This is a genomic window from Sinomonas sp. G460-2, from assembly GCF_047759905.1.
In the GTDB taxonomy this organism is placed as follows: domain Bacteria; phylum Actinomycetota; class Actinomycetes; order Actinomycetales; family Micrococcaceae; genus Sinomonas.
The window spans coordinates 24,763-47,980 of record NZ_JBKZWT010000006.1 but is presented as its reverse complement, the minus strand read 5'-3'; the positions used below and the strand labels follow the sequence as shown (position 1 = coordinate 47,980).

The 23,218-nt window shown below is 68.1% G+C and carries 24 protein-coding genes; 7 read left to right on the top strand and 17 right to left on the bottom strand.

All coding sequences use genetic code 11. The annotated features are described in order from the left end of the window. Window positions 1–248: 248 nt before the first annotated feature. The 8 genes from ACLN58_RS01700 to ACLN58_RS01665 all read right to left on the bottom strand — a co-directional run bounded on the left by ACLN58_RS01700 (window position 249) and on the right by ACLN58_RS01665 (window position 7,284). On the bottom strand, window positions 249–899 hold the full coding sequence (locus ACLN58_RS01700; protein WP_415853545.1) for an HAD family hydrolase: 651 nt from the start codon (window positions 897–899) through the stop codon (window positions 249–251). Continuing rightward, window positions 892–1,980, bottom strand: coding sequence for an ABC transporter ATP-binding protein (locus ACLN58_RS01695; RefSeq protein ID WP_415853544.1), 1,089 nt, complete (start codon window positions 1,978–1,980; stop codon window positions 892–894). The genes ACLN58_RS01700 and ACLN58_RS01695 overlap by 8 nt, the downstream gene beginning before the upstream one ends. Next, window positions 1,977–2,813, bottom strand: a complete 837-nt coding sequence (locus ACLN58_RS01690; protein WP_415853543.1) for a carbohydrate ABC transporter permease — start codon at window positions 2,811–2,813, stop codon at window positions 1,977–1,979. The genes ACLN58_RS01695 and ACLN58_RS01690 overlap by 4 nt, the downstream gene beginning before the upstream one ends. Further along, entirely contained in the window at window positions 2,800–3,672 is an 873-nt protein-coding gene (locus tag ACLN58_RS01685) for a carbohydrate ABC transporter permease (RefSeq protein WP_415853542.1), read from the bottom strand. Before ACLN58_RS01685 ends, ACLN58_RS01690 begins: the two co-directional genes overlap by 14 nt. 7 nt (window positions 3,673–3,679) lie before the next feature. Beyond that, window positions 3,680–4,978: an ABC transporter substrate-binding protein gene (locus ACLN58_RS01680; RefSeq protein ID WP_415853541.1), complete on the bottom strand. Its 1,299-nt coding sequence runs from the start codon at window positions 4,976–4,978 to the stop codon at window positions 3,680–3,682. Beyond that, complete coding sequence (locus ACLN58_RS01675) at window positions 4,975–5,805, bottom strand: MBL fold metallo-hydrolase (RefSeq protein ID WP_415853540.1); 831 nt, start codon at window positions 5,803–5,805, stop codon at window positions 4,975–4,977. The genes ACLN58_RS01680 and ACLN58_RS01675 overlap by 4 nt, the downstream gene beginning before the upstream one ends. Before the next feature lie 87 nt (window positions 5,806–5,892). Beyond that, on the bottom strand, window positions 5,893–6,792 hold the full coding sequence (locus ACLN58_RS01670) for a LysR substrate-binding domain-containing protein (protein WP_415853539.1): 900 nt from the start codon (window positions 6,790–6,792) through the stop codon (window positions 5,893–5,895). A 75-nt stretch (window positions 6,793–6,867) separates the two neighbouring features. Then, on the bottom strand, window positions 6,868–7,284 hold the full coding sequence (locus ACLN58_RS01665) for an organic hydroperoxide resistance protein (protein WP_415853538.1): 417 nt from the start codon (window positions 7,282–7,284) through the stop codon (window positions 6,868–6,870). Window positions 7,285–7,334: 50 nt separating this feature from the next. On the opposite strand from ACLN58_RS01665, the gene ACLN58_RS01660 reads away from it, so the two are divergent. Further along, window positions 7,335–7,805, top strand: coding sequence for a MarR family winged helix-turn-helix transcriptional regulator (locus ACLN58_RS01660; protein ID WP_415853537.1), 471 nt, complete (start codon window positions 7,335–7,337; stop codon window positions 7,803–7,805). 30 nt (window positions 7,806–7,835) lie between these two features. Here ACLN58_RS01660 and ACLN58_RS01655 read toward each other — a convergent pair whose 3' ends face one another. After that, on the bottom strand, window positions 7,836–8,486 hold the full coding sequence (locus ACLN58_RS01655; RefSeq protein WP_415853536.1) for a hypothetical protein: 651 nt from the start codon (window positions 8,484–8,486) through the stop codon (window positions 7,836–7,838). A gap of 203 nt (window positions 8,487–8,689) precedes the next feature. Here ACLN58_RS01655 and ACLN58_RS01650 point away from each other — a divergent pair, with 203 nt between their 5' ends. Further along, window positions 8,690–9,313 (top strand): glyoxalase, encoded by a 624-nt coding sequence (locus ACLN58_RS01650; RefSeq protein ID WP_415853535.1) that lies wholly within the window; start codon window positions 8,690–8,692, stop codon window positions 9,311–9,313. Between the two features lie 37 nt (window positions 9,314–9,350). Here ACLN58_RS01650 and ACLN58_RS01645 read toward each other — a convergent pair whose 3' ends face one another. From ACLN58_RS01645 to ACLN58_RS01620, 6 genes are all read right to left on the bottom strand, one after another. Next, the gene (locus ACLN58_RS01645; protein ID WP_415853534.1) at window positions 9,351–9,995 is read right to left on the bottom strand and encodes a nucleoside/nucleotide kinase family protein; all 645 of its coding nucleotides are present in this window, start codon (window positions 9,993–9,995) and stop codon (window positions 9,351–9,353) included. 67 nt (window positions 9,996–10,062) lie between these two features. After that, window positions 10,063–10,812: an SDR family oxidoreductase gene (locus tag ACLN58_RS01640; protein WP_415853533.1), complete on the bottom strand. Its 750-nt coding sequence runs from the start codon at window positions 10,810–10,812 to the stop codon at window positions 10,063–10,065. An 89-nt stretch (window positions 10,813–10,901) separates the two neighbouring features. Then, the gene (locus tag ACLN58_RS01635; protein WP_415853532.1) at window positions 10,902–12,242 is read right to left on the bottom strand and encodes an MFS transporter; all 1,341 of its coding nucleotides are present in this window, start codon (window positions 12,240–12,242) and stop codon (window positions 10,902–10,904) included. A gap of 47 nt (window positions 12,243–12,289) precedes the next feature. Beyond that, window positions 12,290–13,303 carry a biotin-dependent carboxyltransferase family protein gene (locus ACLN58_RS01630; protein WP_415853531.1) on the bottom strand — a complete coding sequence of 338 codons (1,014 nt, stop codon included), beginning with the start codon at window positions 13,301–13,303 and terminating at the stop codon, window positions 12,290–12,292. Beyond that, window positions 13,300–14,037, bottom strand: coding sequence for a 5-oxoprolinase subunit B family protein (locus ACLN58_RS01625; RefSeq protein WP_415853530.1), 738 nt, complete (start codon window positions 14,035–14,037; stop codon window positions 13,300–13,302). Before ACLN58_RS01625 ends, ACLN58_RS01630 begins: the two co-directional genes overlap by 4 nt. A 1-nt stretch (window position 14,038) precedes the next feature. Beyond that, window positions 14,039–14,818, bottom strand: a complete 780-nt coding sequence (locus ACLN58_RS01620) for a LamB/YcsF family protein (protein WP_415853546.1) — start codon at window positions 14,816–14,818, stop codon at window positions 14,039–14,041. A 205-nt stretch (window positions 14,819–15,023) separates the two neighbouring features. On the opposite strand from ACLN58_RS01620, the gene ACLN58_RS01615 reads away from it, so the two are divergent. Beyond that, entirely contained in the window at window positions 15,024–15,953 is a 930-nt protein-coding gene (locus ACLN58_RS01615) for a LysR substrate-binding domain-containing protein (RefSeq protein ID WP_415853529.1), read from the top strand. A gap of 467 nt (window positions 15,954–16,420) precedes the next feature. Here ACLN58_RS01615 and ACLN58_RS01610 read toward each other — a convergent pair whose 3' ends face one another. Together ACLN58_RS01610 and ACLN58_RS01605 are read right to left on the bottom strand one after the other, a co-directional pair. Next, window positions 16,421–17,095: a 4-carboxy-4-hydroxy-2-oxoadipate aldolase/oxaloacetate decarboxylase gene (locus ACLN58_RS01610; protein WP_415853528.1), complete on the bottom strand. Its 675-nt coding sequence runs from the start codon at window positions 17,093–17,095 to the stop codon at window positions 16,421–16,423. A gap of 23 nt (window positions 17,096–17,118) precedes the next feature. Next, window positions 17,119–18,327: an aspartate transaminase gene (locus tag ACLN58_RS01605; protein WP_415853527.1), complete on the bottom strand. Its 1,209-nt coding sequence runs from the start codon at window positions 18,325–18,327 to the stop codon at window positions 17,119–17,121. Window positions 18,328–18,557: 230 nt separating this feature from the next. Here ACLN58_RS01605 and ACLN58_RS01600 point away from each other — a divergent pair, with 230 nt between their 5' ends. The 4 genes from ACLN58_RS01600 to ACLN58_RS01585 all read left to right on the top strand — a co-directional run bounded on the left by ACLN58_RS01600 (window position 18,558) and on the right by ACLN58_RS01585 (window position 23,197). Continuing rightward, window positions 18,558–19,340: an IclR family transcriptional regulator gene (locus ACLN58_RS01600; protein WP_415853526.1), complete on the top strand. Its 783-nt coding sequence runs from the start codon at window positions 18,558–18,560 to the stop codon at window positions 19,338–19,340. 36 nt (window positions 19,341–19,376) lie between these two features. Then, entirely contained in the window at window positions 19,377–20,441 is a 1,065-nt protein-coding gene (locus tag ACLN58_RS01595; protein WP_415853525.1) for an L-idonate 5-dehydrogenase, read from the top strand. Between the two features lie 195 nt (window positions 20,442–20,636). Then, on the top strand, window positions 20,637–22,235 hold the full coding sequence (locus tag ACLN58_RS01590; protein ID WP_415853524.1) for a PucR family transcriptional regulator: 1,599 nt from the start codon (window positions 20,637–20,639) through the stop codon (window positions 22,233–22,235). Continuing rightward, on the top strand, window positions 22,232–23,197 hold the full coding sequence (locus tag ACLN58_RS01585; protein WP_415853523.1) for a glutaminase: 966 nt from the start codon (window positions 22,232–22,234) through the stop codon (window positions 23,195–23,197). The genes ACLN58_RS01590 and ACLN58_RS01585 overlap by 4 nt, the downstream gene beginning before the upstream one ends. The last annotated feature ends 21 nt before the right edge of the window (window positions 23,198–23,218 follow it).

Genomic DNA, 23,218 nt, shown 5'->3' with positions numbered 1-23,218 from the left:
CTCAACCACCGGCCCAGGGCAACGGCAAGAGGAACTGCGACGAGGGCCATGAAGCAGAACACCGACAGGGTCAGGAGTGACGACCCGACGACGACCGCGGCTAGGACCGAATCGACCACATCACTGATTGACATCCGCTCTACTTCTGCCCCGTTCGTCCGTCCAGGAAGGCTTGCCCTACGGGTAAGGAGCCAGATCCCCCGGGACTGTGACGCGACCTCGCGGACTCGACCGCCCCTTGGGAGGCCTTATCCCCTCAAGGACCGAAGGAGGGCGAGAGTCTCCTCGCGATTCCGATGGTGGTGGACCATCCAGCCCGCGCGGGAGGCCGCAGCACAGTTGTCTGCGGAGTCGTCGATGAGGAGGGGCGGTGCCGTGCCCGGCGACAAGGAGCCGTCCGCGTAGGCAAAAATCCGCGGATCGGGCTTGGCGATTCCGATCTCGTGGGACCGGACGATGCACTCGAAGATCCCGGCCCGGTCCCCGAGCAGGCGCTGCCGGTGCACTTCCCATTCCGCAACGCTGTTCGTGAGCATCCCGAGCCGCGTGCCGTACGCCTTCAGCTGCCCGAGTTCGGTCAGGAGGTCCAAGTCCACGGGCCGGTCCCGGTACCAATAGTCGCCCCAGTGTCCGAGGGCGACGCGCGGCCGGTACCCGTGCGGCAGGCGCGCCTCGATCCGCGAACCCCATTCCCGCTGGCTCATGAGGCCGAGCTCGAGGGGCTGCAGGCCAGTGAGCCCCACTTCCTCAGCGACGGCCTTGGCCGCGCTCCAGAGGAGATCCCAGGGCACCCCGGCCGCGATGGCGATGGCGCGAGCCGCCTCGTCAACCGGGGGAGTGAGCACGCCGCCGAAGTCGCACCAGATCACGCCCGGGCGGGTCGGGGAGGATTCAGTCATCGATCCGGTCACCGCGCGGGTCGAAGCGGTGGATGGCGGATTGACGGACCGCGACCGAGATGTCGTCGCCCGGTCGCACCCACTCTTCGTCCTGCTGCTGGAGGACCGTGAACGTGCCCCGGTCGTCTCGGCACACCACCTCCTGACCGGAACCGGTGTATTCGCACCGCTCCACGACTGCAGTCAGCAGGAGCGCACTCGGCGCGAGGTCTCGCTCGGCTCGCTCGCGCGGGCGGATGCGCCCGTCTGCCGGGCGCCACCCGATCGTGCCCGAACCGACGCGCCGGATGTTCATGGCCGGGGAACCGAGGAATCGCGCCACGAACTCGTTCGCTGGGCGGCGGTACACCTCCTGCGGTGGTGCGGCCTGGAGGACGCGTCCAGCGTCCATGACCACGAGGTCCGTGGCCATGGTCAGGGCCTCGTACTGGTCGTGGGTGACGAGGACGAGGGTCGATCGGAGCTCCGCGTGGAGCCGCAGGATCTCCTCCCGTGCCGTGGCCCGCAGCGAGACGTCGAGCGCGGACATCGGCTCATCGAGCAGCAGGACGCGAGGCCGGCGGACGATCGCCCTGGCCAGGGCCACGCGCTGCCGCTGGCCGCCGCTCAACTGCGCGGGGCGCCGCTGGAGGAGACCTTCGAGGCCTAACAGCTCGGCCACACGCGTGACCTCGAGATCGATGAACGCGCGGCTTGGCCCGTTGCGACGATCGTGGCGGCGTTGGAGCCGCAGGCCAAAGGAGATGTTGCCGGCCACGCTCATGTGGGGGAACAGGGCGTAGTCCTGGAACACCATCGCGAGGTCCCGCGCCCCGATCGGGCGGGAGGTGACGTCGGCGCCGTCGGACATCACGTGTCCCTCGGTGGGGCGGTCCAGCCCCGCGAGAACCCGCAGCAGGGTCGACTTTCCGCATCCGGAGGGCCCGACGACGACCGTGCGCGACTCGGGTTTGATTCGCAGGTTGACTCGATCGAGCGCGGCGGTCTCGCCGAACTGGCGGCGGATCCCTCGCAACTCCAGCTCGGCGCCCTTGAGGCCGGCTTCGGATGGCTTCGTGCCGATGGCGGCAATGGGGTTCATGGTCGGAGTCCTGCCCTGATGAATGCGTCGATGATGCGGCGCGACGCGATGAGGTACACGGCGACGATAGGGAGGCTCGTGAGGGTCGACGCGGCCATGAGCGAGCCGAAGTCGGTCCCTCCCTCGCCTTGGAATTGCGCGAGGCCGATCTGCACGGTCGCGTCGTGGGAGCGCGGCGCGATGAGCAGGGGCCAGAGATATTCGTTCCACGTGGTGATGAAGACCAGAATTCCGACTGCGAGGACCGCGGGCCGAATGGTGGGCAGGACCACGTGCCAGAGCGTCTCGATCGGGCGCGCGCCCTGCAGTGCGGCGGCTTCGATCTGCGACGCCGGCACTGCCGCGACGTGTTCGACGAGCAGGAGCACCGCGAGAGCGGACGCCCCGAGCTGAGGGACGATGAGACCGAGCTGGGAGTTCTGCCAGCCGAGTCTCGTGGTCAGCAGGAACTGGGGGATGATGACTGCCTGCGGGGGAACCGCGAGCGCAATCGTGCAGGCTGTGAGGATGGCGGGCCGCATTCGCGGGTTCAGGACCACGAGGGCATACGCCGCCAGCACCGCGATGACGAGTTGCCCCACGGCGACGCCCACCGACATGACGAACGTGTTGCCGATCAGCAGCCCGACCGGCCAGAACCGCAGCACCGCCGCGTAGTTGTCGAGGGTCGCCGGCCAAGGGAGCGGGGTCGGGGTGAACACGTCCTGCGGCCCCTTGAACGACGTGACGAGCGCCCAGGCCACGGGAAAGGCCATGGCGGCGGACGTGCTCGCCAGAACCAGATGCCAGAGGGTGAGGGCGCCGGCGCGCCGAAAGCGTTCAGCGAGTGGCACGTCGTGACCTCCGCACTGCTGTCCAGGCCGCGGCGAGCACGCCGAAGGCGAGCAGCACGAGGACCCCCGCGGCCGAGGCGGAGCCGGTGTCGAAGAACTGGAATCCGAGCGCGTAGATGCGGTAGTACACCGAATCGGTCACGCCATCTGGCCCGCCCTGAGTCAGGACCGAGACCGAGGTGAAGGTCCACTGGCCCGCGAGGACCACGCTCAGCAAGGCGAGGACCACGGTGGTGCGCGCCACGTGCGGAGCCACGATGAACCGCGAGATCTCCCAGCGCGTCGCGCCTTCCAGCTGCGCCGCCGCGACGAGGCCGCGATCGATGCCCGAGAGCGACGCCGTGTAGAGGATGAGGTTGAACGCGACGACCTTCGCCGACGTGATGCCCACCAGCACGAGCAGGGCCGTTGCCGGGTTGCCGAGCCAGTTCACGGGCGCGACGCCAAGGACCTCGAGGATTCGATTCGCGAGGCCTTGAAGGGGATTCAGAAGGAACCTCCACGCGGTCGCGACGGCCACGGGCGCAACGACGACCGGGAGGAAGAGCAAGGCCCGGTAGACGGCGCTCGCCCGGCCGGGCCGCTGCCAGAGCATCACCGCGAGAACGAGCGGGACGATGGTTGCGAAGGGGAGCAGGGCGAGCGCCGAGAGCGTGGTCTGCCCCACGGCCCGGGCGAACTCGGGGTGCCGGAAGAGGCCCACGTAGTTGTCCAGCCCGACGAAGCCCGACGGCGGAGTGGTCAGGTTCCACTTGAGCAAGGACAGCACGGCCGTGAAGACGGCGGGGCCGTAGACCCACGCCGCGAGGGCCAGGATCAACGGGGTGAGGTACGGCCTCCAGCCGGCTTTCAGGGTCATTTCGCGGTCACTTTCCGGTCAGCTCCCGGATACGGCTCGCCACTGCCGAGAGCTTCTCTTGCGGATCGGCACCGCGCAGCACAATCGGTGCGACGGCGTCGTCCTGCAGGACCACCACGGCTTGGTTCGCGTTCTGGCCGGGGAAGCTGCGATAGGGCGACACTGCGGCCAGCTGCCCTAGCGGGGGAAGCAGGAGGCGGTTCGACGCGAAGTAGTCCTTGAGGTACCGAGGATCGTCCTCGAGCCCTGCTCGGAGCGGCAGGTAGCCGATGTCCTTGGTGATCATCGAGTAGCCTTCGGCGCTCGTGAGGAACTTGACGAACTCCCACGCGGCCTTCTGCTTGGCCTCGTCACGGCTCAGGACGATCAGCCCGGCGCCCGAGAACGTCGGTGCGGCCTTGCCCGCCCCGAAGCTGGGAAACGCTGCGCTCCTGAGCTCGAACTTCCCTGTGGCGGCCTTCTGAAGGCTCCCGGCCACGGCCGTGCTGACGACGAACATGCCGAGATCCCCCGCGGAGAAGCTCGCCGTGGCGTCGTCGAGGCCGACGGCGGGCTGGAGCCCGTCCCGCGTGAGGGACTGCACCAAGGACAGCCCCCGCACGGCCTCGGGGGAATCGACCGTCACGGAGCCGTCCGCACCGACCGTCGAGCCGCCGGCGCTGTCGATGACGGATTGGGTGAGATAGTCGGACTTGCCCGAGTCCACGACGCCGAAATAGACGCCCTTGTGGCCGCTCGTGGTGATCGCCGCGGCGTCCGTCCGGACCTCATCGATTGACGTGGGCGGTCGATTGGGATCGAGTCCGGCCTTGCGGAACAGATCCGCGTTGTAGAAGAGAGTGGGAATCGAGACGGTGAACGGCAGGGCCCCGACCTGGCCGTCCTTCTTGCCGGTGTCTACGAGGGCTCGGTTGATCCCCGCGACGTGGTCCTTCCACTCGCTCCCGGCGATCTGCTCAAGCGACTGGACGGGAAGCGTCTGGAAAGCCTCGGCCAGCTTGCTGTAGCCGAGCTGCACCACATCGGGCGCATTGCCTGCCGCGACGTCGGTCTTGGCTTTGGTGAGCACGTCCGCCGTCGGGACCGACTGCGGGACGACTTTGACCTCCGGATGCGCCGAGGCGAAGGCGTCGAGGAGCTTCTGCGTGCCGGTCCCCGCCGCGCCTTGGACGCCGTACGTGTACGAGCTGAACGTGATCGTCACGGGAGACGCCGACGAGAGAGCCGACGGGGTGGAGCAGGAGGCGACTGCGAGGACGAGAGAGGACGCGCCGAGCACGCCCAGGAGCTGGGCAGAGAGCTTCATGCGAGGACCTTTCGGGGAGCGGCGACCGGGTGGCTGATGCCGGGCCGGGCGATGCCGACGGGACCGTCGAACACGGACGCCGCGCGATCGCGATGCCATCTGTGCTGGACAGGGTCGGGCGAGGAAAAGTGGGTGAGGACCAACTCGGTGACGCCGGCGTCGTCGGCCGCGCGCGCGGCGTCGGACGAGCTGAGGTGACCATGCCCCGACGTGTCGGTGTCGCGCAGCGTGCTCTCGGCGAGGAGCGTGCCGGCTCCGCTCGCGAGGTCGACGAGCTCGTCGGTCACGCCCGTGTCGCCGGTGTAGACGAGGCTCGAATGCGCGTCAGCGAGGCGCACGCCGCAGTTGGGGGCAACGTGCCTGAGCTGTTCGATGCGGAGGCTCAGGTCGCCGACGGCGAGCGTCTCTCCTGGTTCGTACTCGTGGGTCTCGAAGCCGAGCTCGAACGCCTGGTCCAGAAGGGGATGGGTCGCGACCGGGTACAGGGAGGCGAGGGTGTGGAGCTTGGCGGTGGCCCCGCGGGGGAGGAGCAGGGGCACGCGCGGCACGGATTCGTCGAGGCAGAGCGGGGCGTTCTCGTCCTCGCGGACGAGCCGGTCGGCGAGAAGCCGCTTGCCGATGACGAGGAGGTCGAGGATGTGGTCGGTGTGCTCGTGGGAGACGAACACGGCCGAGAGGCGGCGGGTTTGAAGGGCGGAGAGGCGGGTGGCGATGCCCGGCCCCGCGTCGAGGAGGACGCTCGTTTGGCTGGACTCAACGAGGTAGCCGGAGCTCGCGAGTCCGCCCGCGGGCATTCCGGCGAGACATCCGAGAGGAGTGAGGTGCATGCTGCCATGCTCCGTTCGAGGGCGAGGGCGGATCAACGACCATTCCGCAATGCGCCGATTAGCCTCCCTTATCGATCAAAGGCCGCACTATCGGCCGGGCTCTGGTGCCGTCGCAAGGTCGCGCAGCTCGTTGAGCACACTGTTCACCAAGCTGTCATGTCGCTGAACGGCCCAGACGGCGTGGAGCTCGAGCAGCGGTTCCGGTTCAAGGCGCAAGACGTGCATGCCATTGGCCCGGCTCTGCTCCCCGCGGGGGAGCGAACTGAAGCCGATGGTGTCGCTCGTTTCGAGCTCGAGCAGGTAGCCCGAGAGATCGGTGGCACTGGGCGATCGGCGCAGCCGGATTCCGGCCACCGCGGCGCGAGCCATGAGGGAGTCCTCGATGGCACTCGTCGCCCCCGCGTGCGCCGTGATGTAGCGGTGGCGCGGCAGATCGGAAAGTCCGAGGACACCGCTCCCAGCGAGCGGATGGCTTGAGCGGACGACGGCGACGACGGGAACCTCGAGCAGCTTGGCGGAGCACAGCGAGGCGTTCGCGATCGGGCCATACGCGAGACCCACGTCGAGCTCCCCGCGCAGCAGTTCGGCCATCTGCTCGGACGAGGGGAGCTCCCTCGGGATGAGGGTCAGCGACGGGTGGCTGGCTCGGAGCCTCTCGATGAGGGGAAGCAGGAGCAGCCGGCTCGCGGGATAGTTGGCCGCGATGCTCAGCCTCCCGCGCTCGCCCGCGGCCGCCTGCTGTGCGACTTGGATGGCGTGGTCCCGGGCCGCGAAGATCTTCCTGACCTCGGCGAGCAGGGCGGTGCCGGCGGGGGTGAGCCGGACCGTTCGCGAGGTCCGGTGGAAGAGCAGGAGTCCGAGCTCGTCCTCAAGCCGGCGGAGCTGTTGACTCACCGCCGACTGGGTAACGTAGAGCCGCTCGGCGGCCCGTCCAAAGTGGAGGTCTTCGGCGACTGCGCGGAAGACCTCGAGCTCCCTGAAGTCCACGGCGCCAAGTCAACTGGGTCACGGTTAACGGGACGAGAACGTCGACGCCAGCGCGCCGCCCCGGGGCGGTGCCTGTCACGCGACGCTGAGCGTGACCTCGATGTTGCCGCGCGTGGCGTTCGAATACGGGCAGATCTGGTGGGCCTTGGCCACGAGCTCCTCCGCGGCGGCGCGGTCGAGTTCGGGGAGCGTGATCTCGAGATTCGCCGCAAGACCGTAGCCGCCGGTCGGAAGGGCGGTGAGCATGACGTCGGCCACGACCTCGGAGCCCGAGGCGTCGGCGCGCGACTGGGTCGCGGCGAGCTTGAGGGCGGAGTGGAAGCAGGCCGCGTAGCCAGCCGCGAAGAGCTGCTCGGGGTTCGTTGCTCCGCCCGGCCCGCCGAGCTCCTGCGGCACGCGGACCGGGGCGTCGAGGAAGCCGTCGGGGGACTGGATGTGGCCGTTGCGACCGTCGCCGAGCGCGACGGCGGTCGCCGTGTAGAGGGTTTTCATGTGCACAACTCTATTGTGCACAACTAAACTGCGCAAGCTAGAATGGCGTGATGGGCCCGACATATCCGCAGCTCGACCTTGACCGGCAGCTGTGCTTCCCCCTGTACGCCGCGGCGCGGAGCGTGGGCCGCGTCTACGCGGACCTGCTCGACGACGCCGGGCTGACCTATCCGCAGTACCTGACCATGCTCGCGCTGTGGTCCGCCGACGGCGCCCTCTCGGTCGGCGCGCTCGGTGACCGCCTCCAGCTCGACTCGGGGACCCTCACGCCGCTGCTCAAAAGGCTCGAGGCGGCGGGCCATCTGGAGCGCCGGCGCGACCCTGCGGACGAGCGGCGCGTGCTCGTGAGCGTCACCGCGGCCGGCGCGCGCCTTCGCGACCGCGTCTCCGAGGTCCCCGTCCAGTTCGGTGCCTGCGTTGGCCTCGACGCCGCGGAGGCCGTCGCGCTGCGCGATCTCCTCGCCAAGGTCATGACGAACCTCGACGCGCGCGAGGGGACGGGCGGGCCAGCGGTCCGCTGACCCGCCCGCGCCCAGCAAAATGCCGCTGGATCAGCCTTGGGGTGCGCCGCTCGACGCGCTGCCGGACGGAGTACCCGACCCGGCGCCGTCGTGCGCCCCGTGGCCGCCCTGGCCGAAGTTCGAATCCGCGGTCACCGTCGAGTAGTCGGCGCTCACGTCGTACTTCGTGGTGGTGCTGCCGGACGTGACGACGACGTCGAACGAACCGTCCGAGTCCTTCCAGGAGTCCTTGACCGTCGCGTTGGCGTCCTTGGCCTTGATGGCCGCCGTCACCTTGGCGAGCTCGTCGCTCGAAAGCGGCGTGCGCTGGCCACCGCCCCTGCCCGCGTGGTCGTCCACGGTGACCGTGGCGTAGTTCGCGCTGACCTCGTACCGAACCGTCTTGCCGCTCGACGTCGCGGTCGCGTCGAACGAGCCGTCCGTGTCCTTCTCGACCTTCGTGACCGAGGCGTTGGCGTCCTTGGCCTTGACGGCCGCCGTGACCTTGGCCGTCTCGTCCGCCGTCGCAGCCGTGTGCTGACCCCCGGCGTGCGAGGTGCCGGAATTGCTGCTTGAGCCGCTCGTCGCGGACGGGCTCGGCGTCGTTGCTGCGTTGGCCGCTACGGCGGCCCCTCCGCCGATGAGGGCTGCCGCGGCGACTGTCGAGGCCGCTGCGTACCCGATGCGCTGGGTGACCTTCATGGTGTTCTCCTGTCGATGTGCGGCCCGGCGGAATAGCCGAACCGTCCATTTCAGGGTCGGGGCCGTTCCTGTCAAGGGCCTGTCGTGCACGTATAACGGGGGTGGGAGTTCACTGTGGTTGAGCTATGACCATGCTGGGCCATGACCCAATTGATCAGAATTCGAGAAGCGCCGGCTGCCATGGCGCAACTAGCGTGATGACCATGGCAAACATCGAAACAATCACCCTCGAGGCGGCGGATGCCTCCGCCGCTCAGGAGTTCTACTCGACGGCCTTCGGGCTGGGCCCCCAACTGCAGGTGCGCGAGTCGCAGACGCCCACCGATGGCTTCCGCGGATTCACTCTTTCGCTCACCGTCGCCCAACCGGGCAACGTTGACCTCTACCTCGACGCGGCCCTCGCCGCGGGCGCGACCTCGCTCAAGCCCGCCACCAAGTCCTTCTGGGGCTACGGCGGCGTGGTCCAGGCGCCCGACGGCGCGATCTGGAAGGTCGCGACGTCCTCGAAGAAGGACACCGGCCCGGCGGTGGCGGAGTTCGAGAGCTTCGTCCTGCTCCTCGGGGCCTCCGACGTCGGCGCGAGCAAGCGGTTCTACGTGGATCACGGCCTGACGGTCGCCAAGAGCTTCGGCAAGATGTACGTCGAGTTCGGCGACACTGGACCGGTCAAGCTCGCGCTCTACGGGCGGCGCGCCCTGGCCAAGGACGCAGGGGTCGTCCCCGAGGGGACTGGCTCGCACCGGCTCGCCGTCGCGAGCTCTGCGGGCGCCTTCAGCGATCCGGACGGCTTCGCGTGGGAGGCTGCCTCGCTCGCCGTCAACCCCTGACGACGGCGGGGCGGCTCGCCAGGGCCCGGAGCCGGGGTCACGCCTCAGCTGAGTCGTTCACGATCACGAGGTCGGCGCGGCTCTTGGTCGCGTCGACGATGCGCGCGTTTGCCTCGTCGGACCTGAGCACCCAGTCACGGGCCTCGTCGGGGGACTTGCCGAACTCGATGTGCCGCCCGATGAGCCGCTCAACGCGGCACGTGGGGTCCGTCTCCACGAACCAGACTTCGCTGAGCCACGACCGCGCCGCACGCCACGGCCGCTCGTCGACGAGGAGGTAGTTCCCCTCCGTGATCACGAGCCGTGCCTCGGGCGGCACGGCGAGGGCGGCGGCGATCGGCTGCTCGAGTTCGCGTTCGAAGCCGGGCGCATAGACGACGCCCGTGGAGGCCGAGATCCGTCCGAGCAAGGCGGCGTAGCCGTCGGCGTCGAACGTCTCCGGCGCTCCCTTACGGTTCGCGAGGCCCAGTCGCGCGAGCTGGACGTCCGCGAGATGGAAGCCGTCCATCGGCACATGGGCCGCCCACTGCTCGCCATGCTCGCTCCTCAAACGCTTCAGGAGCGCCTCGGCGAGGGTCGACTTGCCGGCGCCGGGAGCCCCGCAGATCCCGAGGATTGCCCGGCCGCGGCCGTCCGGAGGGACAAGGGCTGCGGCTCGGCGGGCTAGGTCGTCGATATGCACCTAGCCAGTATCCAGCCGCCGGGGCGGCTGGCCGGACGGACCGGCGCCGCGGCCAAGCTGCGCCCGCTCACCGGCGGTCGAACGTCAGCCCACCCGGAACCTGGAAAGTGGGCATGAGCTCGATCATCCCCACGTTGACGTGGCGCGGCGTCTCGATCGCGTAATCCACCGCGTTGACGATGTCCTCCGTAGTGAGCGACTCGTAGCCCTCGTAGTACGTCTTCCAGGCCTCCTCCATGGCCTCGGGAGTGCCACCCATGTTGCGGCCGAAGATCTCCGTCTCGACCCGGCCGGGGCAGATCTCGGTGACGCGAATTCGCTTGCCCACCGTGTCGTTGCGGAGTTGGCGAGAGATCTGGTGAACGGCGGCCTTCGTTGCGTGGTAGGCGGTGTGGCCGTAGAAGTTGTAGAGGCCGGCGATTGAGCTGATGTTGATCACGTGCCCGAGGTCGCGATTCACCATTCCCGGCAGGATGAGCCGGGTCAGCTGAAGCAACCCGCGGAGGTTGACGTCGATGATCTCGTCGAGATCCTCCTCGGAGGAGCTCAGGATGTTGCCGGGGCGCGAGACGCCGGCACAGTTCACGAGGACGTCGACCTCGAGGCCGCCCAGCTCGGCTGCCACCGCCGCGGTGTCGGTGAGATCGACGGTGTGCGGGATGGCGCCCGACCGCTCCGCGAGCTCCTTGAGGCGCTCCTCGTTGCGTGCAGCGACGTGGACCATGAGCCCGCGCTTGGCGAGCAGCTCGGCGATCGCCGCGCCCATGCCCGTCGAGGCACCGGTGACGAGGGCGGTCTTGTAGTCAGTGAAGGGCATTGGTTCTCCAGATCTGATGGGGGACGCCGCGCGGCGTCCGCGGGAGGTTCGGCGCCGCCGTCGTCCGACGACGGCGCCAGCGGGCCAAGTCAGGCGTCGCGCAGCGGCTCGTGCGCGCGGTCCTTGACCGTGAGCACGGCGGCCAGGGTGCCGAGGGCGGTGAATGCGGCATAGAACGCCGGCATGAACACGTTCCCTGTGGAGCCGATGAGCCAAGTCATGAGCAGGGGAGCGGTACCACCGAAGAGGGCGGAGGAGATGTTGTAGCCGAGCCCGTACGCCGAGTAGCGCACGCGAGTCGGGAACAGCTCGACGAGGAGGATGTGGATCACCGCGGTGTGTCCGGCAAACACGATCGCCATGAGGCTCGCGCCGAGGATCGCGAGGCCGACGTTGCCGGTCGCCAGGAGCGCGTAGGAGGGGACGCATACGATCGCCATGGCGACGGCCGCCCACGCAATGACCTTCTTGCGGCCCACCCGGTCGGAGAGCGCTCCCATGACCGGGATGGCCGCGCAGATGACCACGAGGCTCACGGCCGTGACGAGCAGGGAGTCTGCGGTCGAGTAGTGCAGCTGCTTGCCCGCGAGGAACGTCGGCATGTAGGAGAACAGGACGTAGTAGCCCGAGCCGTTCATGAGCGGGATGAACAGGGCCAGCAGCATAGCGCGGCGGTGCTCGGCGGACGCGAAGGCCTCCTTGTACGGGTTCTTCGAGAGGCCGCCTTCCTCCTTGAGCCGCTGGAAGTTCGGGGTGTCGCTGATCGCGCGGCGGATGTACCAGCCGATGAAGCCCATCGGGATGGCCACGAGGAACGGGATTCGCCAGGCGAATGACCCGAACCCACCGCCGCTGATCGCCGCGGCGTTGAGCCACGGGGCCATGCTGAAGCCGATGAGCGTGCCCGTCAGGAGTGCGGCGAAAGAGGCGATCTGGGCGTAGGACGTGATCTGTCCCCGCTTGTGCGCCGGGGCGTGCTCGGCGAGGAAGGTCATGGCGCCCGCCGCCTCGCCGCCCACGGAGAAGCCCTGCACGAGGCGCATCGTCACGAGGAGAATCGGCGCGGCGACGCCGATCGCCGAGAACGGCGGGAGAATACCGACGGCCGCGGTCGCGACGCTGATGAGCAGGATGACGAAGACGAGGAGCTTCTGCCGGCCGAGCCGGTCCCCGAGGAAACCGCAGACGATCGCGCCGAGTGGCCGAACGAAGAAGGAGATCGCGTAGCCGGCAAACACGAACATGAGGGCGGCGTTGGGATCTCCCTTCGCGAAGAAGACGAGCGAGAGCGTCGTCGCCATGAAGGCGAAGATGCCGTTGTCGTAGAGCTCGACGAAGATGCCCACGCATCCCGCGATGACGACCTTGAGGGTCTGGCGGCTCGTCAGCTGTGTGTGCTGCGCTGCGGCAGCTTCGGGTCGTGTTGCCATGACTTTCCTTACTAGTGAGAGCGTAGCGCTCGGGGGTCGATGCGGGATCAGCCGCAGGCGGCAGCTGGCAATTCCTGCCAGTGGGCCGCACTGCCGATGCCCAGGAGGTTGAAGACGGTCGTGACGGATTCTCGGAGCGTTTCGAGCTGTTGCATCGAACGCCTGTAGGCGGCGGTCGCCTCGGCGACGGTCGTCCGGACGAAGTACACCGCGTCGCCCGGGCGGGCCTGGGCCAGGACATCGAGACCGAGGTTCGTGGCCACGGCGAGCACCGGGTATCCGGCCGTCACGCCGCGCCCGCGGTGGAGCACCAGGAGTTCCTGACGTGAGGGGACTTCGATGGCGCCGACCGGGACTCCTCGGGACAGCACCTCGCCTGAGCTGGTCCGCTCCGGCAGTTCGCCCCCGAGCCGCAGTCCAATGTGGTTGCTCCTCGGGCTCACGGTGTATTCCGAGCTGAAGAGCAGCTTCGCTGAGTCGCCGAACTCCGCGAAGTCCGGGCCGTCCGTCACATCCACGCGGAGTCGGCCCCCGGTGTGGGGTCGCTCGGCGGCTAGGCGGAAGAGCGGCATGTCGAAATACGGCTGTCGGATCGGCGAGACGCTGCGGCGGGTTCCGACCGCTGTCCCGTCCCGCAGCTTGAGCCCGAACCCGACGACCGTATCCGGGGCGCAGCTTCCAAGCAGGGTCGGCGCATCGACCGATCCATGAACCGAGACGTAGGCCCTGAGGCCCCGGTTGATTCCGCGCACGGACACGGCCTCCCCCGCGCGGACCGAGACGGGCTCCCACTGCGGGCACGCGCGCCCGCCCACCGTCAAGGACAGAGGAGCCCCCGTGACGGCGATCAGGATGTCCGAGGTCGCCGTCATCCGGAAATCGAGGGCCGTGAGTTCGAAGAGGGGCGCATCGTCGCTGTTCGCGACGAGGATGTTGGCAGCCCTGGCCGAATACTGGTCGAGGGCCCCGTTGACCGGCAGGCCATACCTGGGACCGCGGAACCGCCCGAGATCGGTGACGACCGCGTTCCCGGCCTGCTGGATGATGATCTGCCCGCTCATGGCCGTGCCCCCGTGAAACGCGCCTTCATGGCGTCTCCCTCGTGCGCTGCGAAGTCCTCTTCCGCGATGGGCCGGAAGCGAACAATATCGCCCGGCCGGTACGGGACCAGGGGGTCCCTGCCGAGATCGAGCAGGGTCAGCGGAGTCTGGCCGATGACCTGCCACCCACCAGGGGCGACGGCGGGCGCGATCACGGCTTGCCGCCCCGCCACTGCCACGGCACCGGCCGGAACACTGAGCCTCGGATCCTTGAGACGGGGAACTGCGGTCGGGAAGTCTGGTCCGTCCATCATGGGTGAGCCGGCCGGCGCGCCGAGGCACCGGATCACGTAGGTCTTGGATGAGTGGAGACGGATGACGTCCTCGACGGAAATGCCTTCGAATTCGGCGAGGAATTCGAGATCGGGTCCGTAGGCGCCCCCGTACACGACTGGGACGTCGAACTCACGGGGAGCGGCGCCGTCGTCCGCGGACAGCGCGAGCTGTCGCAGCCCGAGGCCGATGAAAGCGCGGATCTGGCGGGCAGACAAGGCGAGTGCATCGAACTCCACGAGAACTGAGTCGTACGTGGGGACCGCCCCGTGGAGGCCCTCGGCTCCGCACTCCTCGAGCCATTCGGCGAGGCGGTGAACCGTCGACCAGTCCCGCTCGGCGTCGCCGGAGGTGGCGACCGCACGCACGGCCGCGATTCCGGAGTCGAAGACCTCCACGGGCGAGGGGAGGAAGGTCTGCATGTCAGGCCACCGGATGCTTCGCTGCGAGCACGTCCGCGAGCGGCGCGATCCGAACTCCCGCAGCCGTGAGTTCGCTGCGGATGAGGCGGGCGAGGTCGACGGCGCCGGCGTTGTCACCATGCAGGAGGACGGTGTCCGCCTCGATGTCGAGATCCGTCCCGGCAACCGTGCCGATCTTCCCCTCGCAGACGATGCGGACAGTGCGCTCGACGATCTCCGACGGGTCGTGAAGCACGGCGCCGGGCAGGCCCCGCGGGACGAGGGTTCCGTCTTCCCGGTAGGCACGGTCGACGATTCCGACGAGCGCGACGCGGAGTCCGCGCTCCCTCGCGGCCTTGGCCAGTTCGCCCTCCTGGGCCACGACGATGAGCTCCTTGTCGACCCCGGCGGCGGCGTCCGCGACCGCGGCCGCGTAGTCGGGCCTGGTCGCCACGAGATTGCCGAGCTTGCCGTGAGGAGCGATGTGGGAGATCCGTGTCTCGTGAAAGGCGGCGAACGAGGAGAGCGCACCGAGCTGGTAGACCACGTCGTTGCGGACTTCGTCCGCCGTGAGGTCCATAGCGCGGCGGCCGAAGCCGCGGAGATCTGGAAAGCTCGGATGGGCGCCGATGCCGACGCCGCGTCGGACACACTCGGCCACGGTGTTGTTCATGATGTCCGGATCGCCCGCATGGAAGCCGCACGCGATATTGGCGCTCGAGACGATGTCCAAGAGCTCGGAATCGTTGCCCATGCGGTAGGCGCCGAATCCTTCTCCCAGATCTGCCACGAGATCGATCATCGGGTTCACGTGCTTCTCAATTCCTTGGATAGCAGGGTGGGATATAATTTCCGGTGGGTCGACGAATTCAGAATTCTTTCCTCTCGGGTGGTTTCTGACATCGCCTCGATACTTCAAGTTAGCGATTGAGGCTTGGGTCACACAAAGACGTGATCTGTGTCCCGCCATAGGGTTCGGTTATGACGGGCGGAGAAAGGTGGGGTTCGTGGACACGCGGAAGCTCGAGTACTTCGTGAGGATCGTCGATGCCGGGAGCATCACGAAGGCCGCTGCGGCGCTCCACGTCGCCCAGCCGGCGCTGAGCCAGCAGGTCTCGGCGCTCGAGAAGGAGCTCAAGCAGCGGCTCCTCATTCGCAGCAAGCAGGGCGTGGAGCCGACGGCGGCGGGGAACGCGCTGTACCGGCACGCGCAGACGATCCTTCGGCTGGTCGAAGAGGCGCGGCAGGACGTCGCGACGTCGGGCGGAGCCCCATCCGGGCGAGTCTCTATCGCCATTGCCCCGTACAGCATGGCGTCGAGCCTCGCGCCGCAGATTGTCCGCGAGGTCAGGCGCAGGTACCCGGACATCATGCTGCACCTCACGGAGATTGTGGGCGGCGTGCTCAGCGAGGCCATCAAGAACGGGAAGCTCGACATGGCGCTGATCTACGAACCTGGCGAGATCCGTGGTGTCCGGTTCACCACCATGATCGTGGAGGATCTGTACGTGGTGGTAAGCCCCGAATCGGATCTGTCCGTCGACGCCGATGGGTCGGTTCCGCTGAGGGAAGCGGCGAAGCTCGACTTCTTCCTGCCGGAGAGCAATCACACGATTCGGCAACTCGTCGACAAGGCGCTCAGCGAGCAAGGGCTGCCGCTCCGCCTCGCCGGAGAAGTGGAGTCGGTGCCATCGCTATGGCGGCTGCTGCGCGCGAATCTGGGCGCAACCATCCTGCCGAGGTCGGCAGCAGATGCCCTCTTCCCGGATCAGGATTTCAAGGTGCTCCGGATCGTGGACCCCGCTCTGCAGTGCAAGATCGCCCTGTGCACGGCCGACCACGAGCCCATGTCCGAGGCGGCCTCCGCGGTGCTGATCCTCCTGCGCGACATGATCAAGAACCAGCTGCTCCGACGCTATGGGAATGACGCGGCATAGCCTTCGGTCCGCTCGATCCATAGGGTCGGCTTATGTTGGCACTCGACTTTGATCTTATTCATGGCCGATTGCGCTGCCTACCATTGAATCAATAGATCAATTCGTAGGCCAGCGAACCAGCTGTCCCAGCGCAAGGAAGCCGGAAATGAAGAAGATCAGCCACACCAGTTGGAACCTCAGGAAGTCGCATCACCCCGTGGTCGTTGAGACCGGTTCGCACTGCCCTTTTAATGGTCTGTGGCGCCCCGTTGACTCCTCCGCGGAACCGCTTTTCGTTTTCGAGGGAAGCATTATGCCTACGCACGGCGGTGGAACCGCTGAGTGGATGCTGGTTGCTACCGGAAACGGAATTGCGGACCGCTCCCGGTGGTGAATCGCGTTCCGCGGCGGGATTCCCGCGGTCGCTGCTGATGGTAGAGGGAGGGCGCCTTGCCGGCACCCTCCCTCTCTCTGTGGGATGGTTCTGACTAATCCTCGACGAGGAGGCCCTTGGCCTTGAGGACGTCCGTCAGCTTGCACAGCTCGATCGTGGTTCCGCCCGCGTGGTAGGCCCTGATGAGTTCGTTTTCGGCGTCCACGCGAGCCTGGGACAGAGCGATGACCTCCTCCGCCTCGTCGCGGCGAACGACGACGACGCCGTCCGCATCCCCGCGCAGGATGTCGCCCGGGTAGACGATCTCGTCGCCGAAGACGAGCGGGTGGTTGATCGGGCCGAGCGTCTCCTTCACGGTGCCCTTGATGGAGATGCTTCCCGAGAACACGGGGAGCCCGAGCTCGATGAGGTCCTGCGTGTCGCGGACGCCCGAATCGGTCACCATGGCGGCGATGCCCTTGGCCTTCATCGCGTTGCCCAGAACGTCCCCGAACGTGCCGGCCTCGGGAAACTCTCCGGCGCCCACGAGCACCACATCGCCGCTCTGGGCATAGTGGATGGCGACTTGAAGCATGAGATTGTCCCGCGGAGCACAGCGAACGGTCACGGCGGGGCCGCAGAAGGACATCGAGCGGTCGATCGGCTTGATGCGCGAGCTCAGCGCGCCCTTTCGGCCCTGGGCCTCGTGGATGGTCGCCGAGGAGAACGCCGCGAGGCGTTCGACGACGTCCGCGGCCGGGCGTTCGAATTTCGTCTTGACGTGGATCATCTGCTGCATTCTGCTTTCCGTTTTCAGTTGAGGGCGCGGACGGCTTTGTCGATGGCTTCCACGCCGGCGGTGATGGTTTCGAGGGACGTTGCGAACGAGATGCGGAAATAGGGGCCCAAGCCGTAGGCAGAACCCGGGATAACGGCCACCGACGCCGCATCGAGCAGGTAGAGGACGAAATCCTGGTCCGTCGCGATCGTCGCGCCACCGGGTGTCGTCTTGCCGATGGCGCCTTCGCACTTCACATAGGCGTAGAAGGCGCCCTCGGGGGAGAGGCACGAGAGGCCGGCGACGGCGTTCAGGCCGGCCACCGCGGCGTCTCGCCGGCCGCGGTACGCCTCGACGCATTCGGCCACGAAGGTCTGGTCGCCCGTGAGGGCCGCGGCCGCGGCGGCCTGGCTGATCGAGGACGGGCATGAGGAGATCTGGGACTGGAGCTTGTTGATCGAGGCCACGAGCTTCGCCGGCCCGACGGCGTAGCCCAGGCGCCAGCCCGTCATCGCGTAGGCCTTGGAGACGCCGTTGACCACGAGGACGCGGTCGCGGAGCTGAGGGGCCGCGGCGACGAGGCTCGTGATCCGGCCCTCACCGAAGTAGATCGCGTCGTAGATCTCGTCGGTCAGCACGTGGACCTGCGGGTGCTCGGCGAGGACCGTGGCGAGAGCCTCGAGCTCGGCGCGGGAGTACACGACGCCCGTCGGGTTCGACGGGGTATTGAGGATGAGCCACTTGGTGGCCGGCGTGATGGCCTCGGCCAGCGCGCGGGGCGTGAGCTTGAAGCCCACCTCATCGCCGCACGGAACGATCACGGGCGTTCCGTCATTGGCGAGGACCATGTCCGGGTACGACACCCAGTATGGCGCCGGGACGATCACCTCGTCTCCCGAGTCGAGGGAGGCCATGAAGGCCGTGTAGATCACTTGCTTCGCTCCGCCCGCGATCGTGACCTCTCCAGGGCCGTAGGCGATGCCCGTGCGCTTCTCGACGTGCCGCAGGATCGCGGACTGGAGTTCAGGGGTGCCGGTGACCGAGGTGTACTTGGTCTGGCCCGCGTTGATCGCCGCGATCGCCGCGAGCTTGACGTGCTCCGGCGTGTCGAAGTCTGGCTCGCCGACGGTGAGGTCGATGATCGACCGTCCCTCGGCCTTGAGCTCGCGTACTCGCGCCGCTGCCATGACGCTCGCGGACTCCCGGATGCGGGTGACCCGCGAGGCTGGCTGATAGTCGGTCATGTCCCCTCCAAGGGAGTGTGGCTGCCGCGAGGGCGGGCGGACGTTATGAACTTCATTCGAGCCTAGAGAGGGGCATGGTCGCGTGTATAAGACGTAATTTCGGTGGGCGGATAAGAATGACTTATGACGATGAATCGGGAATGCTGGCCTATGATTTCCCTATTCCACTGAATTGTTCGATTGAATTCCGCCGTTCGATGGCAGAGCGATGCAACAAGGGAGTTGACGGCATGCAGGAACTCGGCGAGCTGGCCGACAGGAGCCCGGCTCCCTCGGTGAGCCGCGCCATAGAACTCCTTGAGTACTTGGCCGACAACTCGACCGCACCCGTGGGCCTCACGGAGCTTGCGAGGGGAATCGGGGCGGCTCGGTCGTCGACCCGCAACATCTGCGGCGCCCTCGAGCTCGGTGGACTCATTCAGCACCGCGACGGCGGCTATCAGCTCGGCCGCCGCCTCGTCGAGTTCGGGGGCGCCTACCTTTCGTCCTTTGACCAGTTGGGGGAGTTCTATCGCGCCTGCGCCGAATCGTCGGACCTGGCTCGCGAACTCGTCCAGGTCGCGATCCTCGACGGCACCGACGTGCTCTACGTCGCTCGGCACGAAGGCCGCGCGCCCCTGCATCTCTCCGCGCGCATTGGCGACCGGTTCCCGGCGGCGTCCACCGCCGTCGGCAATGCCCTCTTGTCGCCCCTGAGCGACGGTGAGGTCCGGTTGCGTTATGCCGGTGCGGGCGCCTTTGAGGCGAGTCCGGCGCGCGGCACCCGGAACGTCGAGGAGCTCATCGTCCAGCTCGGCGCGGTCCGAGACCGCGGCTTCGCCGTGGACTACGGCGGAATGCATCCCGCCGTGACGGGAGTGGCCGCCGTGGTGCCGGAGACCGTCTCGGCTCCGAGGTTCGCGGTCGGCGTTTCCCTCATCGCCAGGCGGCCCGACGAATTCGACCTTGCGCGGTACGGCAAGGCAGTCCGGATCGTCGCGGCGCAGATCGCCGTCCCGGCGCGCCGCGCATAGTAGCCCCACACCCGGGAGCTGGAAGGAAGAAGAAGCATGAGCCTTGAGACAGGCACCGCCCCGGTCCGAGCGGTCGTCGCGCACGCCCGCGATGACGTCAGAGTGGACAGGGTCCCAGAACCCGTTCCGGGCCCGGGCGAGGCGCTCGTGGGCATCGAGCTCGGGGGAATCTGCGGATCGGACCTGCACTATTGGCTGCACGGCGCGGCCGGTGAGTCCATCCTCCGGGATCCCCTCGTGCTGGGCCACGAGGTGATCGGCCGCGTGATCCGCCCCGCCGGAGACGGCACCGGACCCGCCGCCGGGGTGCGGGTTGCCGTGCACCCGGCGACTCCGGGCCCGGGCGGCGGCCCGAAGTTCCCCGCCGACCGGCCCAATCTCTCGCCCGGCGGGACGTATCTCGGGAGTGCCGCCACCCGCCCGCACCGAAGCGGCGCGTTCGCCGACAGGGTCGCCCTCCCGGCCCGCATGCTGCGGCCCATCCCCGATGCCCTCGACCCCCGCGCCGCCGCCCTCATCGAGCCGCTGAGCGTCGCGTGGCACGCCGTGAAGCAGGCTGGCGAGGTCGCCGGGAGGCGGGTCCTCGTGGTTGGCGCCGGACCGATCGGCGCGCTCGTCGTCTCCGTGTTGGCGCATCACGGCGCCGGCGAGATCGTCGTGACCGACCTCTTCGAGGCACCCCTGCAGCGCGCCCTCGAGCTCGGCGCACACCGAACGCTGCTCGCTTCCGAGGCGGTCGCCGAGCTCGAGGGCCTCGACGCCGATATCGTCATCGAATCCTCGGGAAGCGTCCCGGGGCTGCGCACAGCGATCCGCGCCGCCACGCGGGGCGGGCGCGTCGTGATGCTCGGACTCCTGCCTCCAGGGGACCAACCCGCCCCCATCTCGACGGCGATAGCCCGGGAGCTCGAACTCGTGGGTTCGTTCCGCTTCAACGACGAGATCGACGACGTGATCGCTGCGCTGAGCGCCGGGGAGCTGGATCCGTCGGCCGTCGTCACCCACGTGTTCGACGCCGATCAGGCCCTCGAGGCGTTCGGCGTGGCCCGGGACGCGTCGACGTCGGGGAAGGTCCTCCTGAGGTTCGGGAAGCCGGAATGACCGTGACTGACTCATGTGGGCTGCCGCCGTTCAACCGCCGAGGTCTTGTGACCTGGCTATGTACTGGATTCCAAACACGCCCGGAGAAATAGGGCCGCAGCCCAGATCCCACGCTCGCGTGGCGTGCCTAACATGATCCAGACCCCCCGGCAGCGTCGCTGGGGCAAGGGCACGGCACGAGCAAGGAACAGCAGCGTGGGATCAGTCAGCGTCGACGACATCTTGGAGGATCTGCCCGCAGGTCTCGGACGGCTCATGAGCCGCCCGCAGCCAACGGACACCCCGGTCGCACAAGCCCTCATCCTCGATTCGGACGACGCCGAGCGGGATGTCTCGGGTGCACTGGTGTGCCTCATGGGCGTCCGCGGGCGCGAGGCGCTTCCCATGGTGCGGCGCCTCGCCTCGAGCCGCCCAACCGCCGTCGCCCTCAAGGGCACAGCCGGTGAGGCGCAGGAGATCGAGGAGCTCCTGCGCCCCGCGGGCGTCGGCCTGTTTCTCATCGAGCCGACGGCGGGCTGGGACACCGTCCTCGCGGTGATCAACGGTCGGATCCGGAACGCCGACTACCACAGCGATGTGCTGACCCTCATCGAGGAGGACCTGTTCGCGATCGCCCAGACGACGGCGCTGCTCACCTCAAGCCACGTGGTGATCGAGGACGCGGCCAACAAGGTCCTTGCGTACTCGACCGTGTCCAACGACATCGACGAGTTGCGGAGGGCATCGATCCTCACGCGTCGCGGCCCCCGCAAATACGAGGCGCTTCTCAAAGACCTCGGGGCGTACCGCGAACTGCACCGCAGCCGGGGAGCGGTGCGGGTTCCGGAGCGGCCGGAGGACGGCCTCAAAGAGCGGGCGGCGATCGCGATCTTCGCGGGCGACCGCGTGATGGGCTACATCTGGCTGCAGGAGACGGGCTCAGGCTTCGCGGCGAATGTCGATGAACTACTCGTGGGCGCGGCCCGCCGCGCGTCCGCCGAGCTCATCCGGCACAGGAACCAGCAATCCGTCCACCTGCGCGAAGATCGGATTGCGCGTCTCCTCTCGAACCCCGACGAGGCGGCGGCGAGCGCACAGTTTGCGCAGATCGACGCGGAACGTCCCGCGTGTCTTCTGCTCGTCGGGCTGAGCCCTGAAGACGCCCGCGCAGCCGATGCGGACCTCAAGCACGGTGAGCTCGCCAACCTTGCCGCGATCCATGCGGCGGCCTTCAAGGCCTCGGCAGTCGTTGGCCAGTACGAGGGCGCGACGGCCGTCGTCGTCCCCGAGCTCCGCTCGGGTGACGCCGGGACAGCGCTGCGCATGTTGGCCGAGGCGATCGTCAAGGATGCGCGGCGCCTGGGCGTGGGCGTGCACATCGCGATCGGGCAGGTCGCTTCGAGCCTGTTCGCCCTACGCACGACCGCGAGTGAGACAGCGGCAGTGCTGCGTTGCCTGCGCAGGACGGGACAGCAGCCCGTCGCGACGCTCGACGATTTCGAGGCCGAGGTCGTGCTCGATGAGGCCGCGCGAGCGTTCGAGTCGTCCCCGATTCGTCACCGCACGTTGACGCGCCTGTGCCTCGAGGACGAGGAGCTCGCGCAGACCCTCGTGGACTACTTTGCCTCGGGCCTGGACGTTGCCGAGTGTGGGCGCCGGATGGGCCTCCACAGGAACACCGTCTACTACCGGGTCGCGAAGGCGAGCCGCCTCACGGACCTTGACTTCGGATATCCCGCGCACGTCGCGATTGCCGCGCTTCACCTCGAGCTGTGGAAAGCCAGGCGGCTCACGACGGCCGGCGGCGCAGCATGAGCCTTGCCGTGGTGCCGGAGCACTCCGCCGTCCCCCAGGAGATCGCCGCACTCCTCGACGATCTCGTCGCAAAGCACCGGCCGTCGTCGCCCGTCGGCCGCGTCCCGCCCGCGGTCCCGCATCTCGCGGACGCCGACCCGCTTGGCTTCGGCATCGCGGTCGCGAGCGTTGACGGTGCGGTCACGAGCGCCGGGGACGCGGACGCGCCGTTCTCCATCCAGAGCATCTCGAAGCTCTTCTCGCTCGCGCTGGCCCTCGGCAACGATTCCGGGGGAATGCTCTGGAACCGCGTCTTGCGGGAGCCCAGTGGCACGGCGTTCAACTCGCTCGTCCAGCTTGAGGCCGAGCAGGGAATCCCGCGGAACCCTTTTATCAATGCCGGGGCGCTCGTGGTGACGGATTTCCTCGTCGAGTGCCTCGACGACGCGAGCGGGGCGGTGCTTGCCTTCCTTCGCGCGCTCTCGGGGAGCGAGCGGGTGACGGTCGACGGCGATGCTGCCGCGACCGAGCTTGCGTCGAGCGCCCGCAACTGCGCGCTCGCGAACTTCCTCGCCGACTTCGGGAACCTCCACAACCCCGTTGACGCCGTGCTCGAGCACTACATCCGGCACTGCTCCATCACGATGAGCTGTCGTGAACTGGCCCGTGCGGGGCTCTTCCTTGCCAACGGCGGGGCCGGGGGCCGCGGATCACGAGGCGCCGGCGGGGTGCTCTCTGCGGCCGATACGAAGCGCATCAACTCGATCATGCTCACGTGCGGCATGTACGACGCCGCGGGCGAGTTCGCCTATCGCGTGGGCCTGCCCGGGAAGAGCGGGGTCGGCGGAGGAATCCTGGCTGTTGTCCCAGGCCGCTGCGCGGTGAGCGTCTGGAGCCCCGGCCTCGATGCCAAGGGCAACTCGATCGCCGGGACCGCAGCCTTGGCCGAATTGACGTCGCGCACCGGCTGGTCCATCTTCTGACCGTCCCGACGCCGTCGGTTC

Excerpts from the sequence above, each read along its gene's own strand:
- ACLN58_RS01700 (WP_415853545.1), bottom strand. The coding sequence starts at position 899 with ATGACTGAATCCTCCCCGACCCGCCCGGGCGTGATCTGGTGCGACTTC.
- ACLN58_RS01695 (WP_415853544.1), bottom strand. The coding sequence starts at position 1,980 with ATGAACCCCATTGCCGCCATCGGCACGAAGCCATCCGAAGCCGGCCTC.
- ACLN58_RS01685 (WP_415853542.1), bottom strand. The coding sequence starts at position 3,672 with ATGACCCTGAAAGCCGGCTGGAGGCCGTACCTCACCCCGTTGATCCTG.
- ACLN58_RS01680 (WP_415853541.1), bottom strand. The coding sequence starts at position 4,978 with ATGAAGCTCTCTGCCCAGCTCCTGGGCGTGCTCGGCGCGTCCTCTCTC.
- ACLN58_RS01675 (WP_415853540.1), bottom strand. The coding sequence starts at position 5,805 with ATGCACCTCACTCCTCTCGGATGTCTCGCCGGAATGCCCGCGGGCGGA.
- ACLN58_RS01665 (WP_415853538.1), bottom strand. The coding sequence starts at position 7,284 with ATGAAAACCCTCTACACGGCGACCGCCGTCGCGCTCGGCGACGGTCGC.
- ACLN58_RS01660 (WP_415853537.1), top strand. The coding sequence starts at position 7,335 with ATGGGCCCGACATATCCGCAGCTCGACCTTGACCGGCAGCTGTGCTTC.
- ACLN58_RS01655 (WP_415853536.1), bottom strand. The coding sequence starts at position 8,486 with ATGAAGGTCACCCAGCGCATCGGGTACGCAGCGGCCTCGACAGTCGCC.
- ACLN58_RS01650 (WP_415853535.1), top strand. The coding sequence starts at position 8,690 with ATGGCAAACATCGAAACAATCACCCTCGAGGCGGCGGATGCCTCCGCC.
- ACLN58_RS01640 (WP_415853533.1), bottom strand. The coding sequence starts at position 10,812 with ATGCCCTTCACTGACTACAAGACCGCCCTCGTCACCGGTGCCTCGACG.
- ACLN58_RS01635 (WP_415853532.1), bottom strand. The coding sequence starts at position 12,242 with ATGGCAACACGACCCGAAGCTGCCGCAGCGCAGCACACACAGCTGACG.
- ACLN58_RS01630 (WP_415853531.1), bottom strand. The coding sequence starts at position 13,303 with ATGAGCGGGCAGATCATCATCCAGCAGGCCGGGAACGCGGTCGTCACC.
- ACLN58_RS01625 (WP_415853530.1), bottom strand. The coding sequence starts at position 14,037 with ATGCAGACCTTCCTCCCCTCGCCCGTGGAGGTCTTCGACTCCGGAATC.
- ACLN58_RS01620 (WP_415853546.1), bottom strand. The coding sequence starts at position 14,818 with ATGATCGATCTCGTGGCAGATCTGGGAGAAGGATTCGGCGCCTACCGC.
- ACLN58_RS01610 (WP_415853528.1), bottom strand. The coding sequence starts at position 17,095 with ATGATCCACGTCAAGACGAAATTCGAACGCCCGGCCGCGGACGTCGTC.
- ACLN58_RS01605 (WP_415853527.1), bottom strand. The coding sequence starts at position 18,327 with ATGACCGACTATCAGCCAGCCTCGCGGGTCACCCGCATCCGGGAGTCC.
- ACLN58_RS01600 (WP_415853526.1), top strand. The coding sequence starts at position 18,558 with ATGCAGGAACTCGGCGAGCTGGCCGACAGGAGCCCGGCTCCCTCGGTG.
- ACLN58_RS01595 (WP_415853525.1), top strand. The coding sequence starts at position 19,377 with ATGAGCCTTGAGACAGGCACCGCCCCGGTCCGAGCGGTCGTCGCGCAC.
- ACLN58_RS01585 (WP_415853523.1), top strand. The coding sequence starts at position 22,232 with ATGAGCCTTGCCGTGGTGCCGGAGCACTCCGCCGTCCCCCAGGAGATC.